17 protein-coding genes are annotated in these 19765 nt (G+C 68.3%); 9 read left to right on the top strand and 8 right to left on the bottom strand.

Going from position 1 to position 19765, the window contains the following annotated elements:
* Positions 1 to 46 precede the first annotated feature (46 nt).
* Positions 47 to 331, bottom strand: a complete 285-nt coding sequence (locus ACFW6D_RS30970) for a hypothetical protein (RefSeq protein ID WP_379333999.1) — start codon at positions 329 to 331, stop codon at positions 47 to 49.
* A 256-nt stretch (positions 332 to 587) separates the two neighbouring features.
* Between ACFW6D_RS30970 and ACFW6D_RS30965 the strand changes: the two genes are divergently transcribed.
* Complete coding sequence (locus ACFW6D_RS30965; RefSeq protein ID WP_379333997.1) at positions 588 to 1154, top strand: hypothetical protein; 567 nt, start codon at positions 588 to 590, stop codon at positions 1152 to 1154.
* Positions 1155 to 1265: 111 nt separating this feature from the next.
* Here ACFW6D_RS30965 and ACFW6D_RS30960 read toward each other — a convergent pair whose 3' ends face one another.
* Positions 1266 to 2393 (bottom strand): acyl-CoA dehydrogenase family protein, encoded by a 1128-nt coding sequence (locus tag ACFW6D_RS30960; protein ID WP_379333995.1) that lies wholly within the window; start codon positions 2391 to 2393, stop codon positions 1266 to 1268.
* A 10-nt stretch (positions 2394 to 2403) separates the two neighbouring features.
* Entirely contained in the window at positions 2404 to 3576 is a 1173-nt protein-coding gene (locus tag ACFW6D_RS30955) for an acyl-CoA dehydrogenase family protein (protein ID WP_379333993.1), read from the bottom strand.
* 185 nt (positions 3577 to 3761) lie between these two features.
* On the opposite strand from ACFW6D_RS30955, the gene ACFW6D_RS30950 reads away from it, so the two are divergent.
* Positions 3762 to 4568, top strand: a complete 807-nt coding sequence (locus ACFW6D_RS30950) for a hypothetical protein (RefSeq protein ID WP_379333991.1) — start codon at positions 3762 to 3764, stop codon at positions 4566 to 4568.
* Between the two features lie 184 nt (positions 4569 to 4752).
* Here ACFW6D_RS30950 and ACFW6D_RS30945 read toward each other — a convergent pair whose 3' ends face one another.
* A complete protein-coding gene (locus ACFW6D_RS30945) occupies positions 4753 to 5667 on the bottom strand; it encodes an SMP-30/gluconolactonase/LRE family protein (protein ID WP_379334017.1) in 915 nt (304 codons plus the stop codon).
* Positions 5668 to 5791: 124 nt separating this feature from the next.
* Here ACFW6D_RS30945 and ACFW6D_RS30940 point away from each other — a divergent pair, with 124 nt between their 5' ends.
* The 4 genes from ACFW6D_RS30940 to ACFW6D_RS30925 are packed head-to-tail and all read left to right on the top strand — an operon-like array spanning position 5792 to position 8899.
* Entirely contained in the window at positions 5792 to 6427 is a 636-nt protein-coding gene (locus ACFW6D_RS30940; RefSeq protein ID WP_379333989.1) for an alpha/beta hydrolase, read from the top strand.
* 18 nt (positions 6428 to 6445) lie between these two features.
* A complete protein-coding gene (locus ACFW6D_RS30935; protein ID WP_379333987.1) occupies positions 6446 to 6847 on the top strand; it encodes a hypothetical protein in 402 nt (133 codons plus the stop codon).
* Positions 6840 to 8198 (top strand): WXG100 family type VII secretion target, encoded by a 1359-nt coding sequence (locus ACFW6D_RS30930; RefSeq protein ID WP_379333985.1) that lies wholly within the window; start codon positions 6840 to 6842, stop codon positions 8196 to 8198. The genes ACFW6D_RS30935 and ACFW6D_RS30930 overlap by 8 nt, the downstream gene beginning before the upstream one ends.
* On the top strand, positions 8195 to 8899 hold the full coding sequence (locus ACFW6D_RS30925; RefSeq protein ID WP_379333983.1) for an ESX secretion-associated protein EspG: 705 nt from the start codon (positions 8195 to 8197) through the stop codon (positions 8897 to 8899). The genes ACFW6D_RS30930 and ACFW6D_RS30925 overlap by 4 nt, the downstream gene beginning before the upstream one ends.
* A gap of 5 nt (positions 8900 to 8904) precedes the next feature.
* Here the strand turns inward: ACFW6D_RS30925 and ACFW6D_RS30920 are convergent, their stop codons facing one another.
* Both ACFW6D_RS30920 and ACFW6D_RS30915 read right to left on the bottom strand, forming a co-directional pair.
* Positions 8905 to 13140, bottom strand: coding sequence for an AAA domain-containing protein (locus ACFW6D_RS30920; RefSeq protein WP_379334015.1), 4236 nt, complete (start codon positions 13138 to 13140; stop codon positions 8905 to 8907).
* Between the two features lie 132 nt (positions 13141 to 13272).
* The gene (locus ACFW6D_RS30915; protein ID WP_379333981.1) at positions 13273 to 15075 is read right to left on the bottom strand and encodes a DEAD/DEAH box helicase; all 1803 of its coding nucleotides are present in this window, start codon (positions 15073 to 15075) and stop codon (positions 13273 to 13275) included.
* Between the two features lie 62 nt (positions 15076 to 15137).
* Between ACFW6D_RS30915 and ACFW6D_RS30910 the strand changes: the two genes are divergently transcribed.
* A complete protein-coding gene (locus ACFW6D_RS30910; protein WP_379333979.1) occupies positions 15138 to 15995 on the top strand; it encodes a carbon-nitrogen hydrolase family protein in 858 nt (285 codons plus the stop codon).
* 11 nt (positions 15996 to 16006) lie between these two features.
* Positions 16007 to 16627: a phosphoribosyltransferase gene (locus ACFW6D_RS30905; protein WP_379333977.1), complete on the top strand. Its 621-nt coding sequence runs from the start codon at positions 16007 to 16009 to the stop codon at positions 16625 to 16627.
* A gap of 117 nt (positions 16628 to 16744) precedes the next feature.
* On the opposite strand, the gene ACFW6D_RS30900 is transcribed toward ACFW6D_RS30905, so the two are convergent.
* Together ACFW6D_RS30900 and ACFW6D_RS30895 are read right to left on the bottom strand one after the other, a co-directional pair.
* Positions 16745 to 17914 carry an alanine racemase gene (locus ACFW6D_RS30900; protein ID WP_379334013.1) on the bottom strand — a complete coding sequence of 390 codons (1170 nt, stop codon included), beginning with the start codon at positions 17912 to 17914 and terminating at the stop codon, positions 16745 to 16747.
* A gap of 55 nt (positions 17915 to 17969) precedes the next feature.
* Complete coding sequence (locus ACFW6D_RS30895) at positions 17970 to 18449, bottom strand: TetR family transcriptional regulator (protein WP_379333975.1); 480 nt, start codon at positions 18447 to 18449, stop codon at positions 17970 to 17972.
* Positions 18450 to 18821: 372 nt separating this feature from the next.
* On the opposite strand from ACFW6D_RS30895, the gene ACFW6D_RS30890 reads away from it, so the two are divergent.
* Complete coding sequence (locus tag ACFW6D_RS30890; protein ID WP_379333973.1) at positions 18822 to 19565, top strand: tyrosine-protein phosphatase; 744 nt, start codon at positions 18822 to 18824, stop codon at positions 19563 to 19565.
* The last annotated feature ends 200 nt before the right edge of the window (positions 19566 to 19765 follow it).

Genomic DNA, 19765 nt, shown 5'->3' with positions numbered 1-19765 from the left:
ACGGTAAGCCTTCACACCGGCGGTCGCATTCGAATTATGAGGTGTCTCAGTTTGTTTCGCGCGCTTCCCGATCGGTGCGCAGTTTCAATAGGATGAGTCCAGCCGTGCAGGCCAGGATCAGCCCGGCGACGGTGATCTCCACGTGCAGGCCCGCGATACCGAGGCCCGCGCCGACGAGTCCGCCGACGAAGAACAGCCAGCCCATGATTCGCGCGACGACCGGGAAGGCGCCGGGCGATTCCTGCTCGCCGACGGACGAATCAGTGTTCGCCGCTGTGGCGTCCAGCTGAGATGTCGAAGCGTCCAGCCGGGGTGTCGAGAGTGCTCCCATGAGATTCTCCTCGATGACGCCGATCAGATACTTGCACAGCGCAGACATCGCGCGACAGGGGTTTCATTCCGGGCGTCTCATGCGTAACTTTGCTCACACACGCTACGACTCGGTGGCGCCGAACGCGCGCGACACGTCCCCACGACACGCTGAATTGATCAATCCGATATCTGGACCAGCAACGTTTAAAATGCACCGATTCGACCGAGCTGCACTACTGTGAGGCGATCTCGAAGCCGACGAGGAGTAACAGGCGATGGATAACAGCAGGGCCAAGTTCGTAGGTCCGGCAGTCGCTGTTGGCGCGGTGTCGCTCGGACTGATCATCATCGGTGCGTGCGGTATCGGACAGCAGGACGTCTACGTGCCGGCGCCGCCGTTGAGCGCGGATCTGGCCGCCGCTCCCGCGCGAGTGGCCGACGAAGCGACGTCGACGACGGTGCAGATCCCGATTCCCCCGTCACCCACCTGGCGGATCGCGCCGTACATGTCGCCGCGTAAACCGTTCAGCCTCAGCTCCACCGAGACCTCCCCCTCGGAGACTCCCTCGCCGGGCGAATCGCCCCCCGATCACCAGCCGGGTGAGCCGACCACCGAAACCCGGCCCGCCGAGACGACACCTCGCCCGCCGGTGACCACCGAGGAGGAGCCGACCACCACTACCCGGCCCCCGCTCACCACCCGGCCGATCCCGACGCGCACCGTCACCCCGCCGCACGTCAGCGAGGAGGAAACGGTGGAGCCCACCCACTCCCAGGACAACGCGACCCCGACCGACCCGAGTCCCACGGTCATCGAGAACCCGCGCACCTACGAGGGCTGACACGGCAACCGCCCACTGAAACCACGCTGGACGGACACTTTCCAGTGCGACGGTCGAGAATCTGACCGTTGCGACTGAAAATGTCCGCCCAGCGTTGTTCAGGGCGACTGACTACAACTCGACCAGGTCGTAGTCGCCGATCCGATCGGCCAGCTCGCGCCGATGTTCCAGTGCCCCACCGAGCGTCTGCCCGATCGCGGTCAACCGCGCGACATAGTGGCTCACCGGGTACTCCGCGGTGACGCCGATGCCGCCGTGCATCTGGATCGCCTCCTGCCCTATGTGCTCGGCCGACTTACCCACCTGCAACCGCGCCCGCGACGCGACCGCAGGATCGCTGCCGCCGTCGGCCAGCGCGGCCGTGGCGTAGAGGCCCATGCTGCGGGCCAGTTCCAGCGAGACGTAGCAGTCCGCCGCCCGCTGGGTGAGCACCTGGAACTTCGACAGCGTGACCCCGAACTGCTTGCGGGTCTTGAGGTATTCGGTGGTCAGCGTGAGCGCGACCTCCATCGCGCCCACCGATTCCGCGCACAGTGCCGCCTGCGCGTAGTTCTGGGTCTGCGCGATGTGCGCGGCCGCGTCGGTGTTGTCACCGAGCAGTTCGCCGGTGGCCTTGTCGAGATCGAACTGCGCGCCGCGAAGGCCGTCGAACGTCCTGTACGAACGCCGTTGCACGCCATCCTGATTCGGGTCGACCAGGAACAGTCCGGTCCCGCCGTCGGGCAGCGCCGCGCTCACGATCAGCTCGTCGGCCACATCACCTCGCCGCACCGGATTCTTCACGCCGGTCAGCGCGTATTTGTCGCCGTTGGCCACGGCGGTGGTGGTCAGCTCGGTGGAGGGCCACCGGATCCCGGGTTCGGTGTGGGCGAAGGCGAGCAGCGTGGTGCCCTCGGACAGCGCGGGCAACAGGCGAGCACGCTGTTCGGCGCTGCCTGCCAGCCGCAACAGTTCGGCCGGGATCACTACCGAGTCGAGCACCGGTTCCTTGGCGAGGGCTCGACCGAGTTCCTCCTGCACCAGCATCGCCTCGACCGGTCCCGCGCCGACGCCGCCGTCCTCCTCCGGAATGGTCAGCCCGAGTACGCCCAGATCGGCGAGCTGCTTCCATACCGTGCGGTTCCAGCCGGGGTCGGTGTCGCCGACCTTGGTGAGGGCTTCGCCGTCGTAGAACCGGTGCAGCAGTTCGCGCACGGTGTCGCGCAGCATGGTCTGTTCTTCGGTCAGTGCGAGTTCCATGTCTCCTACCTCACAATCCGAGGATCGTGGAGGAAATGATCGAGCGCTGAACCTCGCTCGAGCCTCCGTAGATGGTCACCTTGCGGTAGTTCAGGTAGCCGGGGCCGGTGTGCTGGGCCCACGCGGGCGAGGCGATGTCGGCGGCGTCGACGGGCAGTGAGTCGGCACCGGCGATGTCGAGGAGCAGTTCGGTGGCTGCCTGCTGCAACTCGGTGCCCTTCAACTTCAGCACCGAGGAGGCCGGATTCGGCTTGCCCGCAACAGAGTTGGAGACCACGCGCAGCTGGGTGAGTTCCAGGGCGAGCAGTTCGTTCTCCAGCTCGGCCACCCGCGCCGCGAACACCGGGTCTTCCAGCAGCGTGCCGCGCCCGGTCTTGGTCTGGCGGGCGTAGTCCTTGGCCAGGCCGAGCTTGACCTTGGTCTTGCCGACGCCGGTGATGGAGGTGCGCTCGTTGCCGAGCAGGTACTTGGCGTAGGTCCAGCCCTGGTTCTCCTCGCCGACGAGCTGATCGGCGGGCACCCGGACGTTCTCGAAGAACACCTCGTTGACCTCGTAGCTGCCGTCGATCAGCTTGATCGGGCGCATGGTCACACCGGGCGACTTCACATCGAAGAGCAGGAAGGAGATGCCCGCCTGCTTCTTCGGCGCGTTCGGGTCGGTGCGCACGAGGCAGAAGATCCAGTCGGCGTACTGGCCGAGTGTGGTCCAGATCTTCTGACCGTTCACGATGTAGGAGTCGCCGTCGCGCACCGCCGTGGTGCGCAGCGAGGCGAGGTCCGAACCCGCGTCGGGCTCGGAAAAGCCTTGGCACCACCAGATGTCGAGCGCGGCCGTGGGCGGCAGGAAGCGCTGCTTGAGTTCCTCGGAACCGAACTGCGCGATCACCGGGCCGACCATCGAGGCGTTGAACGTGAGCGGCTCTGGCACCGAGGCCAGCTGCATCTCGTCGAGCCACAGGTGGCGCTGCATCGGCGTCCAGTCCTTGCCGCCCCAGGCCACCGGCCAGTTCGGCACGCACAGACCGTTGTCGTTGAGGATCTTGTTCGCCGTGACGATGTCCTCGCGGGACAGATCCTCGCCGTGCTTCACCCGATCGCGAATGTCGGCAGGGATCTCGGTCGTGTAGAAATGCCGGAGCTCGTCGCGGAAAGCGACCTCTTCAGGGGACAGGGCTAACTTCATTGGGTCTCCCAGTCACTCGTAGGCGTCGAAGAGAAACCTACCCTTCGGTAATCCTCGATGTCGACTACATCACACTCGGCGACGCTCCCGACGCCGCCGGTGGCTCGGCGACCCGCGCGACGAACTGGTACGTTCCCAAGACGAACCGGGCTGTCCGGCGACGAGCATCCACCGAGGAGTTACGGGTGAACGGCAGATCCATCGCAGGGAGAGCGGCGGCGATCACCGCGGCGAGTGTCGGCGCGCTGGCGCTGCTGGCACCGAGCGCGACTGCGACACCGGTGGACGACGCGATCAACCACCTCACCCACCTCGCGGGCGAGGACGCCTCGACGAAGGCCGGTGTCGGTGCGATCGCCAGCTTCACGAAAATCGTCGGCGCCGACACCCTGCGTGACATCTCGACGCAGTTCACCCCCTTCACCTACGCGGCCCCCACCTTCGGCTGCGGCAGCAACGGCCCGATCACCACGATCATCGCCGCGGCCTCGTTCGAAGGACCGGGCCCACGCACCGAAACCAGCCTGACGCCGGGCGACATCCGCTTCAGCGCGAGCCCGCGCCACACCGGTGTCCCGCTGGCCTCGGGCCTGAATGTCGCCTGGGTCAACGTCAACAATGGTCAGAGCGGCATCGTCGGCCTCGACGACCAGACCGAATTCAACCTGCCGTCGCTGTCGAAGACCGTGCACAGCGGCGCGGGCACGGTGGTCGCCTCCATGTGGGGAACCATCGACTACGCGGGCGCGCGCTGCGTGATGACGCCGACCGTCGGCACGTTCGTCGTGCCCGATCTGCCGGTCGCGGTCCCCGAAGCTCCCCCGGCTCCGCCCGCGCCGGAACCGGAGGCCGTGAACCCTGGCTCGGGCGAATCCGCCTCTGGCACACCGACATCACAGGCCCCCGCCGCTCCGGCGCCGGCCGAAACGCCGCAGCCTGCCCCCACGTCCGCTCCCCCGGCTCCGCCGGCAGCGACCAACGTCGGCGGCTGATTCACCGAGCGGATATTTGCCGGTCCCGGGCGGGCGAGCCGCGTCGGCGGACGGACGCGGCTGCGTAGAACGAGATGGACTGGCGTAATCGTGCAATTCGTCGCCGATCAATCAGAAAACTGATTTTCGAGCGACGTTTTGTACGATTACGCCGGTCTGCCGACCCAGTGGGCCACTGCGGAACTCAGCTGATCGGCCGGATGCGCAGGACTGCGCCTTCTTCGGACCCGGCGAGCAGTGCTGACGGGTCGGCCGGGTCGGCGACGACGGCGGTCAGCGGCGTGGTGGCGACGATGGTGCAGGCGGTGCCGGTGGTCGGGTTGACGCGGACGAGGTGCCCGGCCAGCGTGGTGACGTAGAGGGCGCCGTCGCGCACGACCAGGTCGTCGACGAAATCGGGCAGTGCGCCGACCGAGGTCAAGTCGGCGATGGTCGTCGGAGCGCCCGGGTTGGTGCGCGACAGTCGCAGTACCCGACCGACCGGGCCTTCGCTATCGATGAAATTCGCGGTGACGTAGACCGAATCACCCGACACCGCAATACCGTTGGGTCCGTCGATGCTGACGGCCGACCACCAGTCCATGTCTTCGCTGCCGTCGCTGCGCAAGCGGTGCAGGCCGTCGGCGGCTGTCACATACAGGTTGCCGTCGACGTCGAACGCCGCGCCGTTCGGGTGCAGGAACCCGGACGCGAAGGAGACGGGGGTGGGGTTCGCGGATGCGGGGTCGAAGCGGACGATGCCGCCGGAACCAGCCAGCCATGAGTTACCGGTGACCACGTAGAGCAGCCCGTCGGGTCCGAGCCGTACCGCGCCGGGCGAGGGCACGGCGACGGTGGCGGTCAGTCGACCTTCACGGTCATAGCGCTGTATCTCGCCGCGCATGACCCGGGAAACCCACAGGTCACCCTTGGCGTCGATGCCGAAATTCTCCGACCAGTCCAGCAGCGGCATACTCGACCGGATCGCGACATCCTGGCGAGCCGGACCGCACGACGCCAGCGGCGCGGCCCCCGCGACGGCGCCGGAACCGAGCGAGGCGCAGCTCACGACAGCCGCACCGACCACAACACGGACGACGCCACGGCGCAACGACAACATCTGCAACCCTCGACTCTGTTGATCGGTTCGACGCGCGAAGTCTAACGGCTGCGGGGCCCGCCGTGGGCAACACATGTCACCTGCGGTTGCGATCACGGCGTATCACCTACTCGTACTGTCTCCCATGACAATTCATTCGGGCGATAATCGACCGGTGCCCTTCCTCGACACCGAACGCGGACGACTGCACTGCCGTCGATGGTCCGTCGACCGACCCGCGGCGCGGGTGGCGCTGCTGCCGGGAACCGGTCAGCACAGCGGGCACTACCACCGGTTCGCCGCGGCGCTGCTGCCCGCGGGGATCGAGTTGTGGACGCTGGACACCTCGGGGCAGGGACTGAGCGAAGGCGATCCCGACGCGCCGGGCACCATCGACGAGCTGACCGCCGACGCGCGGGGATTTCTCGAACTCGTCCGGGCCGATCAGCCGGACGCGCCGGTGCTGATGGGGCACTCGCTCGGCGCGGTGACCGCGCTGAACTTCGCGCGCGAAAATCCTTCTGACCTGGCCGGACTCATCGTCTGCGGCACCCCGCGCCGGGCCGCCGACATCGCCGTCGATCCCGGTCTTGCTGCCCTCGCGGTGCACGGTGTGGACGACCGGCGGGCACCCATCGATGTAATCCGGCTATGGACACAGCGGCACCGATCGGTAGATTTGCGCGAGTACGCCGACGCCGGACACGACCTGTTGCACGAACCGGTGCAGCACCGCGTGGCGGCCGATATCGCGGAGTGGGTACTCGCCGCGGTGCGATGAACGACGAAGGGGGAACCGGTGCAACCGAATCGAACGGGGCTGCCGAATACGGCGGCCCTCGGCCAAGCCGTGGACGAAGGTGGGCTGTGGATCGACGGGGTGCTCGTCGCCGACGGCGCGCCCGAACGGTGCGCGCTGCGCTACGAGCGGCTTGCCGAGGAAGTCGACGCCCAGGTGCTCGCGCTGAGCCAGACTGCGGTCATTCCCGGTTTCGGCGGGCTTGCCTCGGGCGGTGCACTGCGCACCGGCTTCGAGACCAAGGCGATCGCGGCGCTCGACGAACTGCGTGCCTACGCGAGCACCGCGCGCGAACTGGCCGCGGTGTTCCGCGCCGCCGGGGCGAACTACCGCGAGCAGGATCAGGTACTGGCGGGCGCGGTTGCCGCGATCGAGGTACCTGGCGGTGGCGGCGATGCGTAGTCTTTCCGGACGTACCGATGCGGACTTCGTGTCCGTCGTCGAAGTCTTCGACAACCTCTCCCACGCCGAAATCCACAATGCGGTAAGGCAACTCGATCCGGCGGCATTGTCGAGTGCTGGTGAGACATTCCTGACCACCGCCACCGGCCTCGGCGACGGGGTGGAGATCGCGCACGGTGAGATCCGTGCCGCGATCGCCGACGGCTGGCGTGGTGCGGCCGCCCAGCAGGCCTCGGATGCCGTGCGCGACTTCGAGCAGGCGGGTCGGCGGATCGCTGATGTGTTGACCGCGGTCGGGGTGCGGCTGAGCCAAGCCAGTGACGCGGCGGAGTCCGTTCGCGCTGCTGTTGCCGAACCCGCTGAGGCACAGCCTGATCCGTCTGCCGCACTGCTCGACTCCGAGCAGGCCGCCAACAATGCCACGATCGCGCGTGCGGCCGAGAACGCCCGTCTCGATGCGGTGCAGGCGATGGAGACCATCTACGCCGGAGCCTTCCTGCCGACCGGGTCGGGGGTGCCCGCTTTCACCGGAATCGCCACGGAGACAGGAACTGTCGCTGCCGGTGCGGCTCCGTCGGGCACCGTGCCGTCTGCTGGAACTCCGCAGTCGACCGCGTCCACCGCCATCGCCTCGGTAGCCGCACCGGCGACCACGCCCGCTGCCACCGTGCCCGCCGGATCCTCGGCGATCGCCGGCGCGGGCACGACCGTCCCGAGCAGCGGTGCATCCGCGGCCGTCGGAAAAGCCACGGCCCCTGGCGTTTCCGCCAACGCGACACCCCCCGCGACTACGGCTCCCGCCGCGACGTCGGCCCCGGGCCAGCCGTTGACCAGCGCCGGCGCCACCACCCCGGCATCGACAACCGCAACCTCCCCTGGCGCACTCCACACGGGCAGCCGACCCCGCCCCGCGGCCAAAGACGAACAGAAGCAGACCAGTTCCGCGACGACAAGCGCGGCCGCGGCAGGCAGTCCGGCGACCGACACCGGCGTGGGCAACACTTCCGCTGCCGCCGGTCAGGAGAACACCGCCTCGACCGAGCCCGCGAGCGAGGGACGGGTGGAGCGTGACGCCACGGTGACCGGCGGTGAAGCCGCGGCGGGGATGGGTGCGGGTGCCATCGGCGGCATGATGGGCGGGGCGATCGCTGCCGCCGATCAGACGCGGCCGTCCAACGGTCCGCGGCCTGCCCCGCAGGCGGAGGAGCCCGAGGACGAGGACGACGAGTTCCTGCGGTACCTCGAGGACGAACCGACCTACCTCGAGCCCGCGGACGAGGTGAATGCGCTGATCGGGAAGATGGAGCCGACCAGTCCCGCCGTGCTCGGTGAGTGGACCGAACGGGAGTGAACTGGCATTTCACCCCGGACCAGTTCGCGCTGACCTGGGCCCGCACCGACGGCGACCGGATCCCCTATCCGCTCGCCGTCCGTGCGTCCGCGCGCGACACCGTCGAGCGCGCCGCCCAGCAACCCGCGCTCGACGCCTGGTGCGACCGCACCCTCGACGCCGACCTCGCGGCCGCCCTGCGAGTACTGGCGAAGCCGGAGATCCGGGTCGAGGTCTGCGGCCACGCGCCCGCCCCCGTGCGGATGCTCGGCGCCGTTACCACCGACGTCGCGGTCCTCGCGGTACAGGACCCCGGCACCGCACCCGACCGCGGCGGCTCCGTCCACGTCCAGGTGGGAAGCACGAAACGCCTTGCCGCCCAAATATTCTCCCGACTCCCCTCGCAACCCCCCGGCCTGGTCCCACGCATCACCGCCCCCGCAACCCGCGTCGAAGAAGACAGCCGCGACCTGGTCACCGCCCCCGTAGCAGGCCCCTCCGACGCCGCCCGCATCCGCCGCCTCCTCCAACGCCCCCGCACCGGCATCGGCCAGATCCTCGTAGCCGCAGGCACCGACCCCGAACCCGCAGGCGTGCTGTCCTGGATCGACCTCCCCGGCGACGGCCGCTACCTGGTCCACGCCAGCCGCCACATAGACATCACCCCCGCCACCCCCGACTCCGCCGTCGAATGGCTACGCCGCCTACTCCGCAGCGTCTGAAGCGACTACCCGAGCTGCAGAAACCCCGCCAGATCAGCCAGCTCTTCCTCAGTGTCAGGAAGATACTCAGTGAGCAGCGGCGACCGAATGACAATGGCCTTCCACATGGCCCGGCACAGCGTGGCGTGAATGACGGTGCGCGACAACAGCGGTCGCATACCGAACGGGGCGTCAGCAGGCGTCGACGTAGTCATCGATAGCAGCACAACCGCGGCTTCGCGCCCCCGGAACCGATCAGGCGTCCCCACGAGCACATCCTCGATCTTGGCCCGCGCCAGCAACGTTCGAATCCGCGCCACCTGCGCCGCGTAGGGCGCGACGACAACGATGTCGTGCGGATGCAGTTTGCGAGTTCCCCCATCGGAGGTCCAGGTCTCACCGAGCAGGACCCGCACCTGCCGCACCACTTCACGCGCCTCCGCATCCGATTCCGTGGCGCTGCCACGATGCTCGACCAGCACCGTGCTCACCCCGGGTGCGATACCCGCCAAATCCCTTGTCAGCGTGATCGCTTCATCCGCCCGCAGCCGCCCGTCATAGCAGCTCGCCGACACCGGTTCACAGATCGCGGGATGCATTCGCCACGTGCGGTCGAGGAAATAGCCGCGCTCGACGGGTAAGGTCGCCGCGCCCTCGCACAGCCACTCCAACACCGAAACCTGCACCGGTTCCGGATGTTTCGCCTGCGACCTGGCCGGCACCGGATCGCCGATGAGCAGCAGGTTACGCGCACTCACCGCGACCGCAACGGTGTCGGCCAGTGAGCATTCACCCGCGTCGGCGATCACCAACAGGTCGAGCGCACCGGGAGCGATCAGTCGGTCATCGACGAAATCAGCTGTGGTGCCACCGATTACACACCCGTTCACAGCGTTGTCGAGGAAGCGTGGATACCGTGTGGCATCGATCGCCGACCATTCCGGACCGACCGACGCAACGTCCTTCTTCGCCACGAGTTCGGGCAGCAGACCTGCTTCGACCACCGCGTCGAAGATCCGCTCGATCACCGCGTGCGATTGCGCGACCACGCCGATCCGCCACTTGTGCCGGGTGACCAGGCGCTCGAGCGCACGCCCGGTGATCCCTGTCTTGCCGGTGCCGGGTGGGCCGTGCACAGCCAGGTAGGAGGCGTCCAGCGCACCGACCGCGTGGGCCAGGACGGCGCCGAGGTCGTCGTGGGGCTGCGGCAGCGCCATCCCGTCGCGCAGTCGTGGCGCCCGGCGCAACAGCAGGTCGTAGACCGCGTTCTCCGGCACCCACGGCAGGCTCATCAGCAGGTCCTGGGCGGTGTGCTCGAGGGCGGCCTCGATTTCGGCTTCTCCCTCGGGCGGCCCGGGGGCGATCGCGGCGGGTAGGTCGTCGTAGGGCGGGCAGCCCGCCGGGAGCAGTTCCTCCAGTCGCACCGTGTCGTCGAAGTTCGCGTCGACGGCGCAACCGAGCACCGTAGCGGTGGCGGTGGCGCGACGGCCGAGCGTCTGGGTCATGCCCGCCGCGGCGGCACCGTCGTAGATCGTGACCATCTGGGTACCGGGGGTGAGCGTGGCGCCCGTGCCCAACCTGCCGGTGAGTGTGAGATAACGGCGCATCGTCGGAAGTTGCGGTGTGCGATGCCATTTGGTGTCGACGGTGCCCCACTCCACGACGAGCACGCCCGGCGCGTCGGCCCACTCGCCGACGGGATGACCGAGGCGATCGATATGGGCCCACCAACGGGGCTGGCGTTCGCGCCGGTGATAGCCGAGCACCGCGGCCGTCAGGGCGGCAGCGCGGGCCGAATCTCCTTGCGCGTCGGCGGCGAACTCGCTCAGCGCCGCTTCCAGCGAGCCGGGGTGCAGCGAGGGCGGCACATCGGATTCCGCGACGACGAACCCGTTGCCCGGCACCGCGATTCCCGCCTCGGCCGCACGATCGAGCAACCAGTCCCGGATACCGAGCACCGTCGCCGCACGCCCCGGCGTATCGGGCAGCAACGCGGCGAGTCCCGCTGCGTCATAGGACTGTTCACCGATCAGCAGCGCGGTGCGCACGATCGGCGCGAGATCCACCAGCGCGCGATCAGCCAGGAGTTCGTCCAGCAGATCAGCCCCGGTCCCGAGCTGCCCCGCACCGTCGAGCAGCGCCGTCCGCACATCCGAACCATAGTGGTACACACGCACATTCGGATCCGCCGCCCGATGCTCGGCGATGATCTCCAGCAATTCCTCGAGCACGCCCTGCGCCGACGGGGCACCACCCCCCACGGTCACCGCGTCGAACTCTCCGACACCTGCGCTTGCATCCGACCGAAAACCGCTTGCGCCACCGCCCGCATTCACCGGGTCCGACTCGCCCGGACCGGCCGTGCGACCTTCGCTTGCCCCCGGCAGAGAACCGATCGCCCCACCGACTACAGAATGACCAGGGCCACGGGTACCACCCGGGCGCGGATCGGTCACCGATTCACCGGTAACTATGCGCGCGAAAGCGACGGTGTCAGCCTCTGCGGGATCGACACCACCGCCCGCGCGACCGTGGGCGGTGCGGCCATCGTCCATTCGTCCGACAGCACCCGCACCCGACGAGTCGGCGCGCGGATAACCGGCCGGGTTCGCGGGTTCGACGCCGCCGGGCCCGAAGACCACGGCGTTCGTGTCCCTCGGGCCGACCGGGACGGTTCGATTGCCGACGGTGCTCGCCTGCGCGATGCCGGCGATGACCGGGCGGAAGACGATGGTGGTGGCGTCGGCTAGTTCGAGGCCGGTGATGGCGCCGTGGCGGTCCAGGTCGATGACGAGGGCGAGGTCGCCGGGGCGTGGGGCGGGTAGGGCCCCGAGGGCGGTGGCGTCGCGGAGGAGGTAGGCGGGGCGGCCGGTGCGTTCGCGGACGAGTTGGATGTCGGCTTGTTTGCGCAGGGCCGCGAGAGTGCGGGGGGCGAGACCGGGGACCGGGGTGTCGGAGGTGGCCAGGCGGTCGATGGTGAGCACGCCTGCTTCGCGCAGCCTGGCCCGCTGCGTGGCGCGGATTCCCGCGACCAACAACAGGTCTCGCGCATTCGCCGCGGCCGCACGGCACGTGGGGCACCGACCGCACGCCAGATAGCGGGGATCACCCCACTGCACCGGCAGCAATTCCGCCAGCTTGTCCTCGATGATCAGCTCCACCCGAGCCCGCCGCGCCGAATACACCGGCGCCAACTCGTGTGTCGCCACCCGCCGCACGCCTTTGGTAGTCCACAGATAGGCCGAGGGATCGACGCCAACACCCGCGTCGGCAAGCGCCTGCGCACATGCCGCGAATTCGAGCCGAGCACACAGCATTTCACGTGCAGAGTCGACCTTGACCGTTTGCACCGAGGCCGCGACGCGCTCGAAAGGCGTCCGCCCAGCAGCCAGTTCGCGCCGCAGCACTCGGCCATCAGCCGGAGAAACCGTCGCCGACCCGTCGAACCCGCTGGTCTCGCCGCCGGCAGACCCTGCCTCCGGCACTGAATCGACGGCACGCGACCAGCCCGAGACGTCCGAATTCGACAGCACCGCCCCAGGACTCGCAGCTTGTCCGACCACCGACGCCGAGTCGACCCCCGCCGTCCACACCTGCGCGACCACCCCACGCTGCAATGACGCGGGCACGCCGACCACTACCCGGCCGACACCGCCGTGCAGCGTGTAGCGCAATTCGCCACCGGCAAGCCCTGATTCCCTGTCAGGACCGCGTGATTGCTCGCCGACGGCACGGCCCGACTCCATGCCGACACGAGATTGCTCGCCGACGGCACGGCCTGATTCTGTAGCGACACCGTGCGATTGCTCGCCAGCAGCACAGCCTGATGCGATGTCGACATCGCGCAAGCGCTCGACAGCGCCGCCTGATTCGCCCACAGCGGGCGCACCACCAGCAAGGTCGGCAGAGCGGACCAATAGTTCTGCACCGCAGGCGAATCGGCCATCGAAGAACACCGCACCGTGAATCGCCTCCGCACCGGCACGCAGTGCTTGCGCGGTCGCGTCAGCGGCAGCCGTGAGCGCCGCGATCCGGGCCGACGCATCCCCACCGACCACTTCGGCCGACGGAATCCGAACCAGCCGCTCACCGAAGTGCGCGAGCAGTTCGGCGGAAGGTTCGGCTGAACGCACGAGCGCAGTGGTGTCGGGCACCCCGGGCAGGTTGCCGAGGGCGGCGTCGATGCCACGCAGCACCGCGAACTCACAGTTCGCCGCGCGCGCGAGATCGCCGACGGCACCGACCACCCGATCACCCGACACGAACAAGCGCGGCCCTCCTGTGTTCACGCACACCCGACGCCCAACACCTTAACCAGCGTTGCGAAAGACCAGCACACTACCCGCGAACGGCGCGAAGGCGCCGCCCACGACCTTGGTGCACACGAGCGAGGCTCAGGTGCGCGGCTTGCGCCGTTCGGTGCGCGGACGCGCCTCACGATCGCGGCGCGGGCCACGAGCGTTCAGCCGTTGCGCCGGTGCGCCCTGGTCGGGCGTCAGCTGGATCAGCACACCGCTGATCCTGGTGCGCCGCAGAGCTTCCAGCGTTTCGTTGGGCAGGTTGGCGGGCAGCTCGACGAGGCTGTAGTCGGGCCGGATGCTGATGTGGCCGAAGTCGCTGCGACGCAGGCCGCCCTCATTGGCGATGGCGCCGACGATCGCGCCCGGCACCACCCGGTGGCGCTTGCCCACGCTGATCCGGTAGGTGGCGAGTTCTTCGCCGTTCTCCCGGTTGAACGACGGCGGACGCGGAGCACGGTCCTCGTCGTCGTAGCGGCGCGGGGCACGCTCACGGTCGCGATCGAAGTCACGCTCGCGACGCGGCGCGGGCTCCGGCTCGGGCGACATGAAGAAGTTGTCACCGTCGTAGCCGGCAACGGCCAGTGCCGCGGCGATGTCGGCGAGCGGGGTGTTGTGCTCGGCCTCGTAGTCCTCGATCAGCTTGCGGAACAGCGCGATGTTGTCCGAGGCGAGGTTCTCGGTGATCGAGTCACCGAACTTCGAGGCACGGGTCGCGTTGACGTCGTCGACCGACGGCAGCTGCATCTCGGTGAGCGCGCTCTTGGTGGCCCGCTCGATCGACTTGAGCAGGTGCCGCTCACGCGGGGCCACGAACAGCAGCGCCTCACCCGAACGGCCCGCGCGGCCGGTGCGGCCGATGCGGTGCACGTAGGACTCGGTGTCGTGCGGGATGTCGTAGTTGACCACGTGCGAGATGCGGTCGACATCGAGACCACGCGCGGCCACGTCGGTGGCGACGAGGATGTCGATGCCACCCGACTTCAGCTGCCCGATGGTGCGTTCACGCTGGTTCTGCGCGATGTCGCCGTTGATCGCGGCGGCGGAGAAACCACGCGAGCGCAACTTCTCGGCCAGCTCCTCGGTGGCCTGCTTGGTGCGCACGAAGATGATCATCGCCTCGAAGGCTTCGACCTCGAGCACGCGCGTCAGGGCATCGAGCTTGCGCTGATGCGACACCTGCACGTAGCGCTGGGTGATGTTGGAGCTGGTCTGAGTCGTGGACTTGACCGTGATCTCGACCGGGTCGTTGAGGTACTGCTTGGAGATCTTGCGGATCACGCCCGGCATGGTGGCCGAGAACAGCGCGACCTGCTTGTCCTTGGGGGTGTCGCGCAGGATGCGCTCGACGTCTTCCTGGAAGCCCATCTTGAGCATCTCGTCGGCCTCGTCGAGCACCAGGTAGCGCAGCTCGGAGAGATCGAGCGTGCCCTTCTCCAGGTGATCGATCACGCGACCGGGCGTACCGACCACCACGTGCGCGCCGCGGCGCAGACCCGACAGCTGCACGCCGTAGCTCTGCCCGCCGTAGATCGGCAGCACGTGCAGGCCGGGGATGTGCGAGGAGTACTTGCCGAAGGCCTCGGCGACCTGGATCGCGAGCTCACGAGTCGGCGCGAGCACCAGAGCGCTCGGCTTCTTCTGCGCGGTGTCCAGGTTCATCAGAATCGGGATCGCGAATGCGGCGGTCTTACCGGTGCCCGTCTGGGCGAGGCCGACCACGTCGGCGCCGGAGAGCAGTGGGGGAATCGTCGCCGCCTGAATCGGGGACGGCGACTCGTAGCCCACATCGGCGATGGCCCGCAGTACGCGGTCATCGATCCCGAGATCGGCGAAAGTCGGGCCGGTGTCGTTCCTGTCGTTGTCGGCAGGAACGCTGTCGACCTCATTTGTGTTCATTGACCACCAGTTTACTGCCTGGAGGTAGCTGCCCCAACCACCAGGTGAATACGGTGAGACCTATGCAACTGCAGAACGGGTCAACACATCAGGAACTCGAGCCGGTGACGGTGCCGATCGCGGTGGTCCAATTCGCGCCCGAAACCGACCCCGACACGAATTTGTCGACCCTGCGCGAACACGTGCGGACGGCGGCCGACGCGGGCGCTCGGGTGGTGGTGGCACCGGAATACTCGATGTTTGCCGTGACACGATTGGATGAGCGTGTCGTGGCCGTCGCGCAGCCGCTCGACGGTCCTTTCACCACCGGACTCGCCGCGCTCGCAGCCGAATTCGGAGTGTTCCTGGTAGCCGGAATGGTGGAGTTGCCCGCGCCGGGCGCCACCCGGATCAGCAATACGCTCGTCGCGCACGGTCCCGACGGCGCGCGGGTGGCGCTGTATCGAAAGGTGCATTTGTACGACGCGTTCGGGCATCTGGAATCGGATGTGGTGGCCGCCGGACCGATCGTCGCGCCTGCCACATTCACTGTCGACGGTGTGATATTCGGCATGCAGACGTGTTTCGATCTGCGATTTCCGGAGGGTTGTCGGCGTGTCGCGGCGGCGGGCGCACACGTGCTGCTGCTGCCGGCGCAATGGATTCCGGGGCCCGCCAAGGTCGATCAGTGGACGACGCTGCTGCGGGCGCGCGCCATCGAGAACACCGTGTACGTGGCGGCGGCCGATCAGTGCGCACCGCGCGGGGCCGGCGCGTCGATGATCGTGGATCCGGCGGGAACGGTGCTGGCCGAACTCGGCGACGAGCCGGGCGTGCTCACCGCGACGGTGGATCCGGCGCACCTGGCGAAGGTGCGGGCCGCCAATCCCAGCCTGTCGCTGCGCCGCTTCACCATTTCCGCTGATCCCGCACCGGAGTAGCGTTCGAGGCGATGGTCTACCCGGATCGCGCAGCGGCGGGCCGCGCCCTCGGCACGGCCCTCGAACACCTGCGGACCACCCGTCCGCTGGTGCTCGGGCTGCCACGCGGGGGTGTGCCGGTGGCGGCGGCGGTGAGCGCGGCGATCGGCGGGGAACTCGATGTGCTGCTGGTGCGCAAGCTGGGGTTGCCGTGGCAGCCGGAGTTGGCGATGGGGGCGCTCGGGGAGAGCGGGCTTCTGGTGCTCAATCGTGACGTCGTCGAGCGCAGTGGGGTCACCGCCGAGGCGTTCGACGAGGTGGAACAGGCCGAGCGTGCCGAACTCCGTCGTCGGCAGTCGATCCTGCGCACCGGCGCGGCTATTCCCCTGGCGAAGCGCACGGTGGTGATCGTCGACGACGGGATGGCGACCGGGGCGACGGTGGTGGCCGCGTGCCGGGTGGCTCGGGCGCAGCAGCCGGAGCGGCTGGTGGTGGCGATGCCGGTGTCCTCGCCCGAGGCGGCCGCGCGGGTGGAGCGGGAGTGCGATGAGCTCGTCTGCCTGTGGACGCCTGCCGACCTCGGTGGAGTCGGCATGGCCTATGACGACTTTCATCAGCTCGAGGACGACGAGGTCATCGCGCTACTGCGCTGAGTCGTTCGCGCAAACCCCGCCGAGCCAGTCGCGCAGCCGCACCAAGGCAGGCGCGCAACCCTGCCGAGTAGTTCGCGTAGCCGCGCTGAGCAGTTCGTGCTGCCGAGCCGTACGGTCTCAGCCGAAGCACTGCCCTTCGCCACGGTAGGTGGGAACCGTTGTGCGTGAGCCGGATTCGTCGACCAGGTGGATCTCGGCGAAGCGTTCGCACAGCTCGCCCGCCTTGGCGTGACGGAACCAGACGCGGTCGCCGATCTCGAGTTCCGCGCCACCCGCCAGTGGTGTCTGGACCTCGCCCGCACCTTCGGAGCCGAGCAGTTTCAGCCCGGCAGGCCACACGGGAACCGGCACGCGGCTGGGGCCGGCTGGACCCGAGGCGATATAGCCGCCCGCGAAGACGGTCGCGATGGTGGGGGCGGGTTTGCGCAGGACCGGAGTGGCGAAGAACAGCGCTGGACGGGGCGTGAACGAGCGGTAGTGGTCGAACAGGGTGGGCACGTAGAGGCCCGAACCCGCGGTCACCTCGGTGACGTCGGGGTCGCTGATCGAGACCTCGATCGAACCGGTGCCGCCACTGTTGACGATCTCCAGTTCGCCTGCCACCGCGCGGACCGCGTCGAGTACCCGGGTGCGTCGGCGTCCGATTTCGATGGCGGACAGGCGTTTCACCACCCGGACCGCGGGATTACTGTCGGGCAGACCGGCAATCTGCGACTCATAAGTCATTACACCGACCACATTGAATCCGCGTCGCAATGCCTCGGCGGCCAACTCGGCGGCCTCTTCGGGAGTACGCACGGGCGAGCGGCGGGCGCCCAGATGCAGCGGACCGATCCGCAACGCGGCGTCGACATCGAGGCAGACGCGCGGGTGGGCCAGATCGGTGCCGAGCGCGGCGCGGATGAGTTCGAGCTGGGCGACATCGTCGATCATCAGCGTGATCGCGTCGAGCAGGGTGGGCGCGGCGGCGAGCTCGGCCAGGGCGGCCCGATCGAGGACCGGGTAGCCGAGCAGGACATCGCGAGCGCCGAGGCGGACCAGCCAGATGGCCTCGCGCAACGAGTACGCCATGATCCCGGCGAAGCCGTCGCGGGCGGTGAGGCCATCGCCGAGCACGCGCTCGAGCACGGCGCGACAGCGCACCGACTTGCTGGCCACCCGCACCGCGATGCCGTTCGCTCGCCGGACCAGGTCGGCGGCATTGCGATCGAGCGAGGTCAGGTCGACGGCGGCCAGCGGCGGGTCGAGCTCCGCGGTCGCCGCGTGCAGATGGTGCAGCGATGTCATCTGGGTCACCCGTCTACTGAACCACCTATTTGGTCAATCGTCCAGCATCGCGGGATCAGCTTTCGACGGCCTTCAGCGTCAGGCAGCCGACCAGGTCGTCGATCACCACGAGAATGGTCTCGTCGTTGCCGTCGGCGAGCCAGCGCAGCACCGCGCCGTGGAACACCGAAACGAGGTAGCCCGCGACCGAATCGACCGGTTCGAGCCACTGCGTGCCGGACAGACGCGCGCACATCCCGAGGAAGTCGGCGGCTTCGTTGTCCATCTCGCGGAACATCGCGACCGCGGTCGGATCGCCGACGGTCTCACCCGAGGGCGTCCACCGCTGCCGCAGGGTCTGCAACGCGGCTTCGTAGGCGGCTATTCGTCGAGCGGGCGCGGCCTTCACCAGCGGCCAGTAAGTGCTGAGCCCAGCATGTAAGAACACCCGCAGCGCCCGAACACCGGTGGCGTCCGAACTGGCGGCAGCTTGTTCGACGGCATCACACACAGCGGGCCGTAGCGAAATTTCGGTTAGTTCACGACTGGTGCTCAACGACGACTCCTCGGCAACAAATATCGCTGCCCGCGGCGATGCGAGCTTGGTGGTCACCGAGCTCGATCTTAGAAGGTTTTCAGGATTCACGAACTGGTTCAGCCATCCTTTTCAGACTGAAAGATTGTTTTGTTATCCGAATGCGACCTTTTGTAAAACCGACCATACGGCCTCAATTTTTCGCATCCCTGGATATCCAGCACCCCCGCGCCGGAATCCGCGCATCTGGTCAATTGTACAAGTGGGCCATGGCGAGGCTCGCTCGGTGTGGGCGACGGCACAGTGGCACCCCTGGGAACGGACGCGACACATCCGATGACCGATCCGCGAACTCGGGCGCGGCGGCACCGGAACCGCCGATAACCTGGTCGGGTGACTCTCTCGCCTCCCGCCGACCAGTTCGCTCTCAGCGGCACCTTCAATTTCCGCGATGTGGGCGGCCTGCGCACCGCCGACGGCACCACGGTGCGCCCCGGCGTGCTGCTGCGCTCGGCCCAATTGAGCGGCCTGGACGACAAAGGCCACGCCACCTTGCGTGAATGGGGCGTCACCGACGTGCACGATCTGCGCGGCATCGTCGAGATCGACCACATCGGCCACGACACCCTCCCCGACGACGTCCGCCTGCACGTCACACCGTTCGATTCGCGCATGGAAGAGGCACCCCCGCACGAGGCGAAGACCGTCTCCGCCTTCGCCCACATGATCGAGGTCTACCGAGCCTTCCCGACCCTGCCCGAAGCCCACACCGCGATCGCCGAACTGGCAGGCTCGATCGTCCGCGCCGACGGCGCCGTCCTGGTCCACTGCGCCGCAGGCAAGGACCGCACCGGCTGGGCAGTAGCCACCCTGCTCCGCGCAGTCGGCGTCACCGAAGAAGACGTCTACACCGACTTCCTCGCCAGCAACGCAGCCGTCGAACCCCTACGCCGACTCCTCGAACCAAAGATCGGCAACGGCGACGCCCTCTCGGATGACCTCCTCGGCGTCCGCGAGGAATACCTACGCACCGCCGACGCCAGCGTCCAAGAAACCTACGGCAACACCGAAAACTACTTCACCACCGTCGGCCTAACCAGCGACCTCCGCGCGGCCCTACGATCCCGCCTGGTGTAAACCACACCCCAAACCCCCCACCCCACACCACACCACACCACACCTCCGAAGCCCGCACCCCACCACACCGCACACCCCGAACCCGCCATGTCCGCACTCCCAGCCCCCACACCCGACCCCTAGGGAGGGCCCGCCGCGCAGCGGCGGTAGCGGCCCGGCCGCGAGTTAGCCGCCGTTGCGTCCGAGGCGAAGCCTCCAGC

Source organism: Nocardia sp. NPDC058705, assembly GCF_042749305.1.
GTDB lineage: Bacteria > Actinomycetota > Actinomycetes > Mycobacteriales > Mycobacteriaceae > Nocardia.
This window is presented reverse-complemented; position numbering and strand designations above follow the sequence as displayed.

Coding starts and splice junctions, on each gene's coding strand:
- ACFW6D_RS30970 (WP_379333999.1), bottom strand. CDS start 331: ATGGGAGCACTCTCGACACCCCGGCTGGACGCTTCGACATCTCAGCTG.
- ACFW6D_RS30965 (WP_379333997.1), top strand. CDS start 588: ATGGATAACAGCAGGGCCAAGTTCGTAGGTCCGGCAGTCGCTGTTGGC.
- ACFW6D_RS30960 (WP_379333995.1), bottom strand. CDS start 2,393: ATGGAACTCGCACTGACCGAAGAACAGACCATGCTGCGCGACACCGTG.
- ACFW6D_RS30955 (WP_379333993.1), bottom strand. CDS start 3,576: ATGAAGTTAGCCCTGTCCCCTGAAGAGGTCGCTTTCCGCGACGAGCTC.
- ACFW6D_RS30945 (WP_379334017.1), bottom strand. CDS start 5,667: ATGTTGTCGTTGCGCCGTGGCGTCGTCCGTGTTGTGGTCGGTGCGGCT.
- ACFW6D_RS30940 (WP_379333989.1), top strand. CDS start 5,792: ATGACAATTCATTCGGGCGATAATCGACCGGTGCCCTTCCTCGACACC.
- ACFW6D_RS30930 (WP_379333985.1), top strand. CDS start 6,840: ATGCGTAGTCTTTCCGGACGTACCGATGCGGACTTCGTGTCCGTCGTC.
- ACFW6D_RS30915 (WP_379333981.1), bottom strand. CDS start 15,075: ATGAACACAAATGAGGTCGACAGCGTTCCTGCCGACAACGACAGGAAC.
- ACFW6D_RS30910 (WP_379333979.1), top strand. CDS start 15,138: ATGCAACTGCAGAACGGGTCAACACATCAGGAACTCGAGCCGGTGACG.
- ACFW6D_RS30905 (WP_379333977.1), top strand. CDS start 16,007: ATGGTCTACCCGGATCGCGCAGCGGCGGGCCGCGCCCTCGGCACGGCC.
- ACFW6D_RS30900 (WP_379334013.1), bottom strand. CDS start 17,914: ATGACATCGCTGCACCATCTGCACGCGGCGACCGCGGAGCTCGACCCG.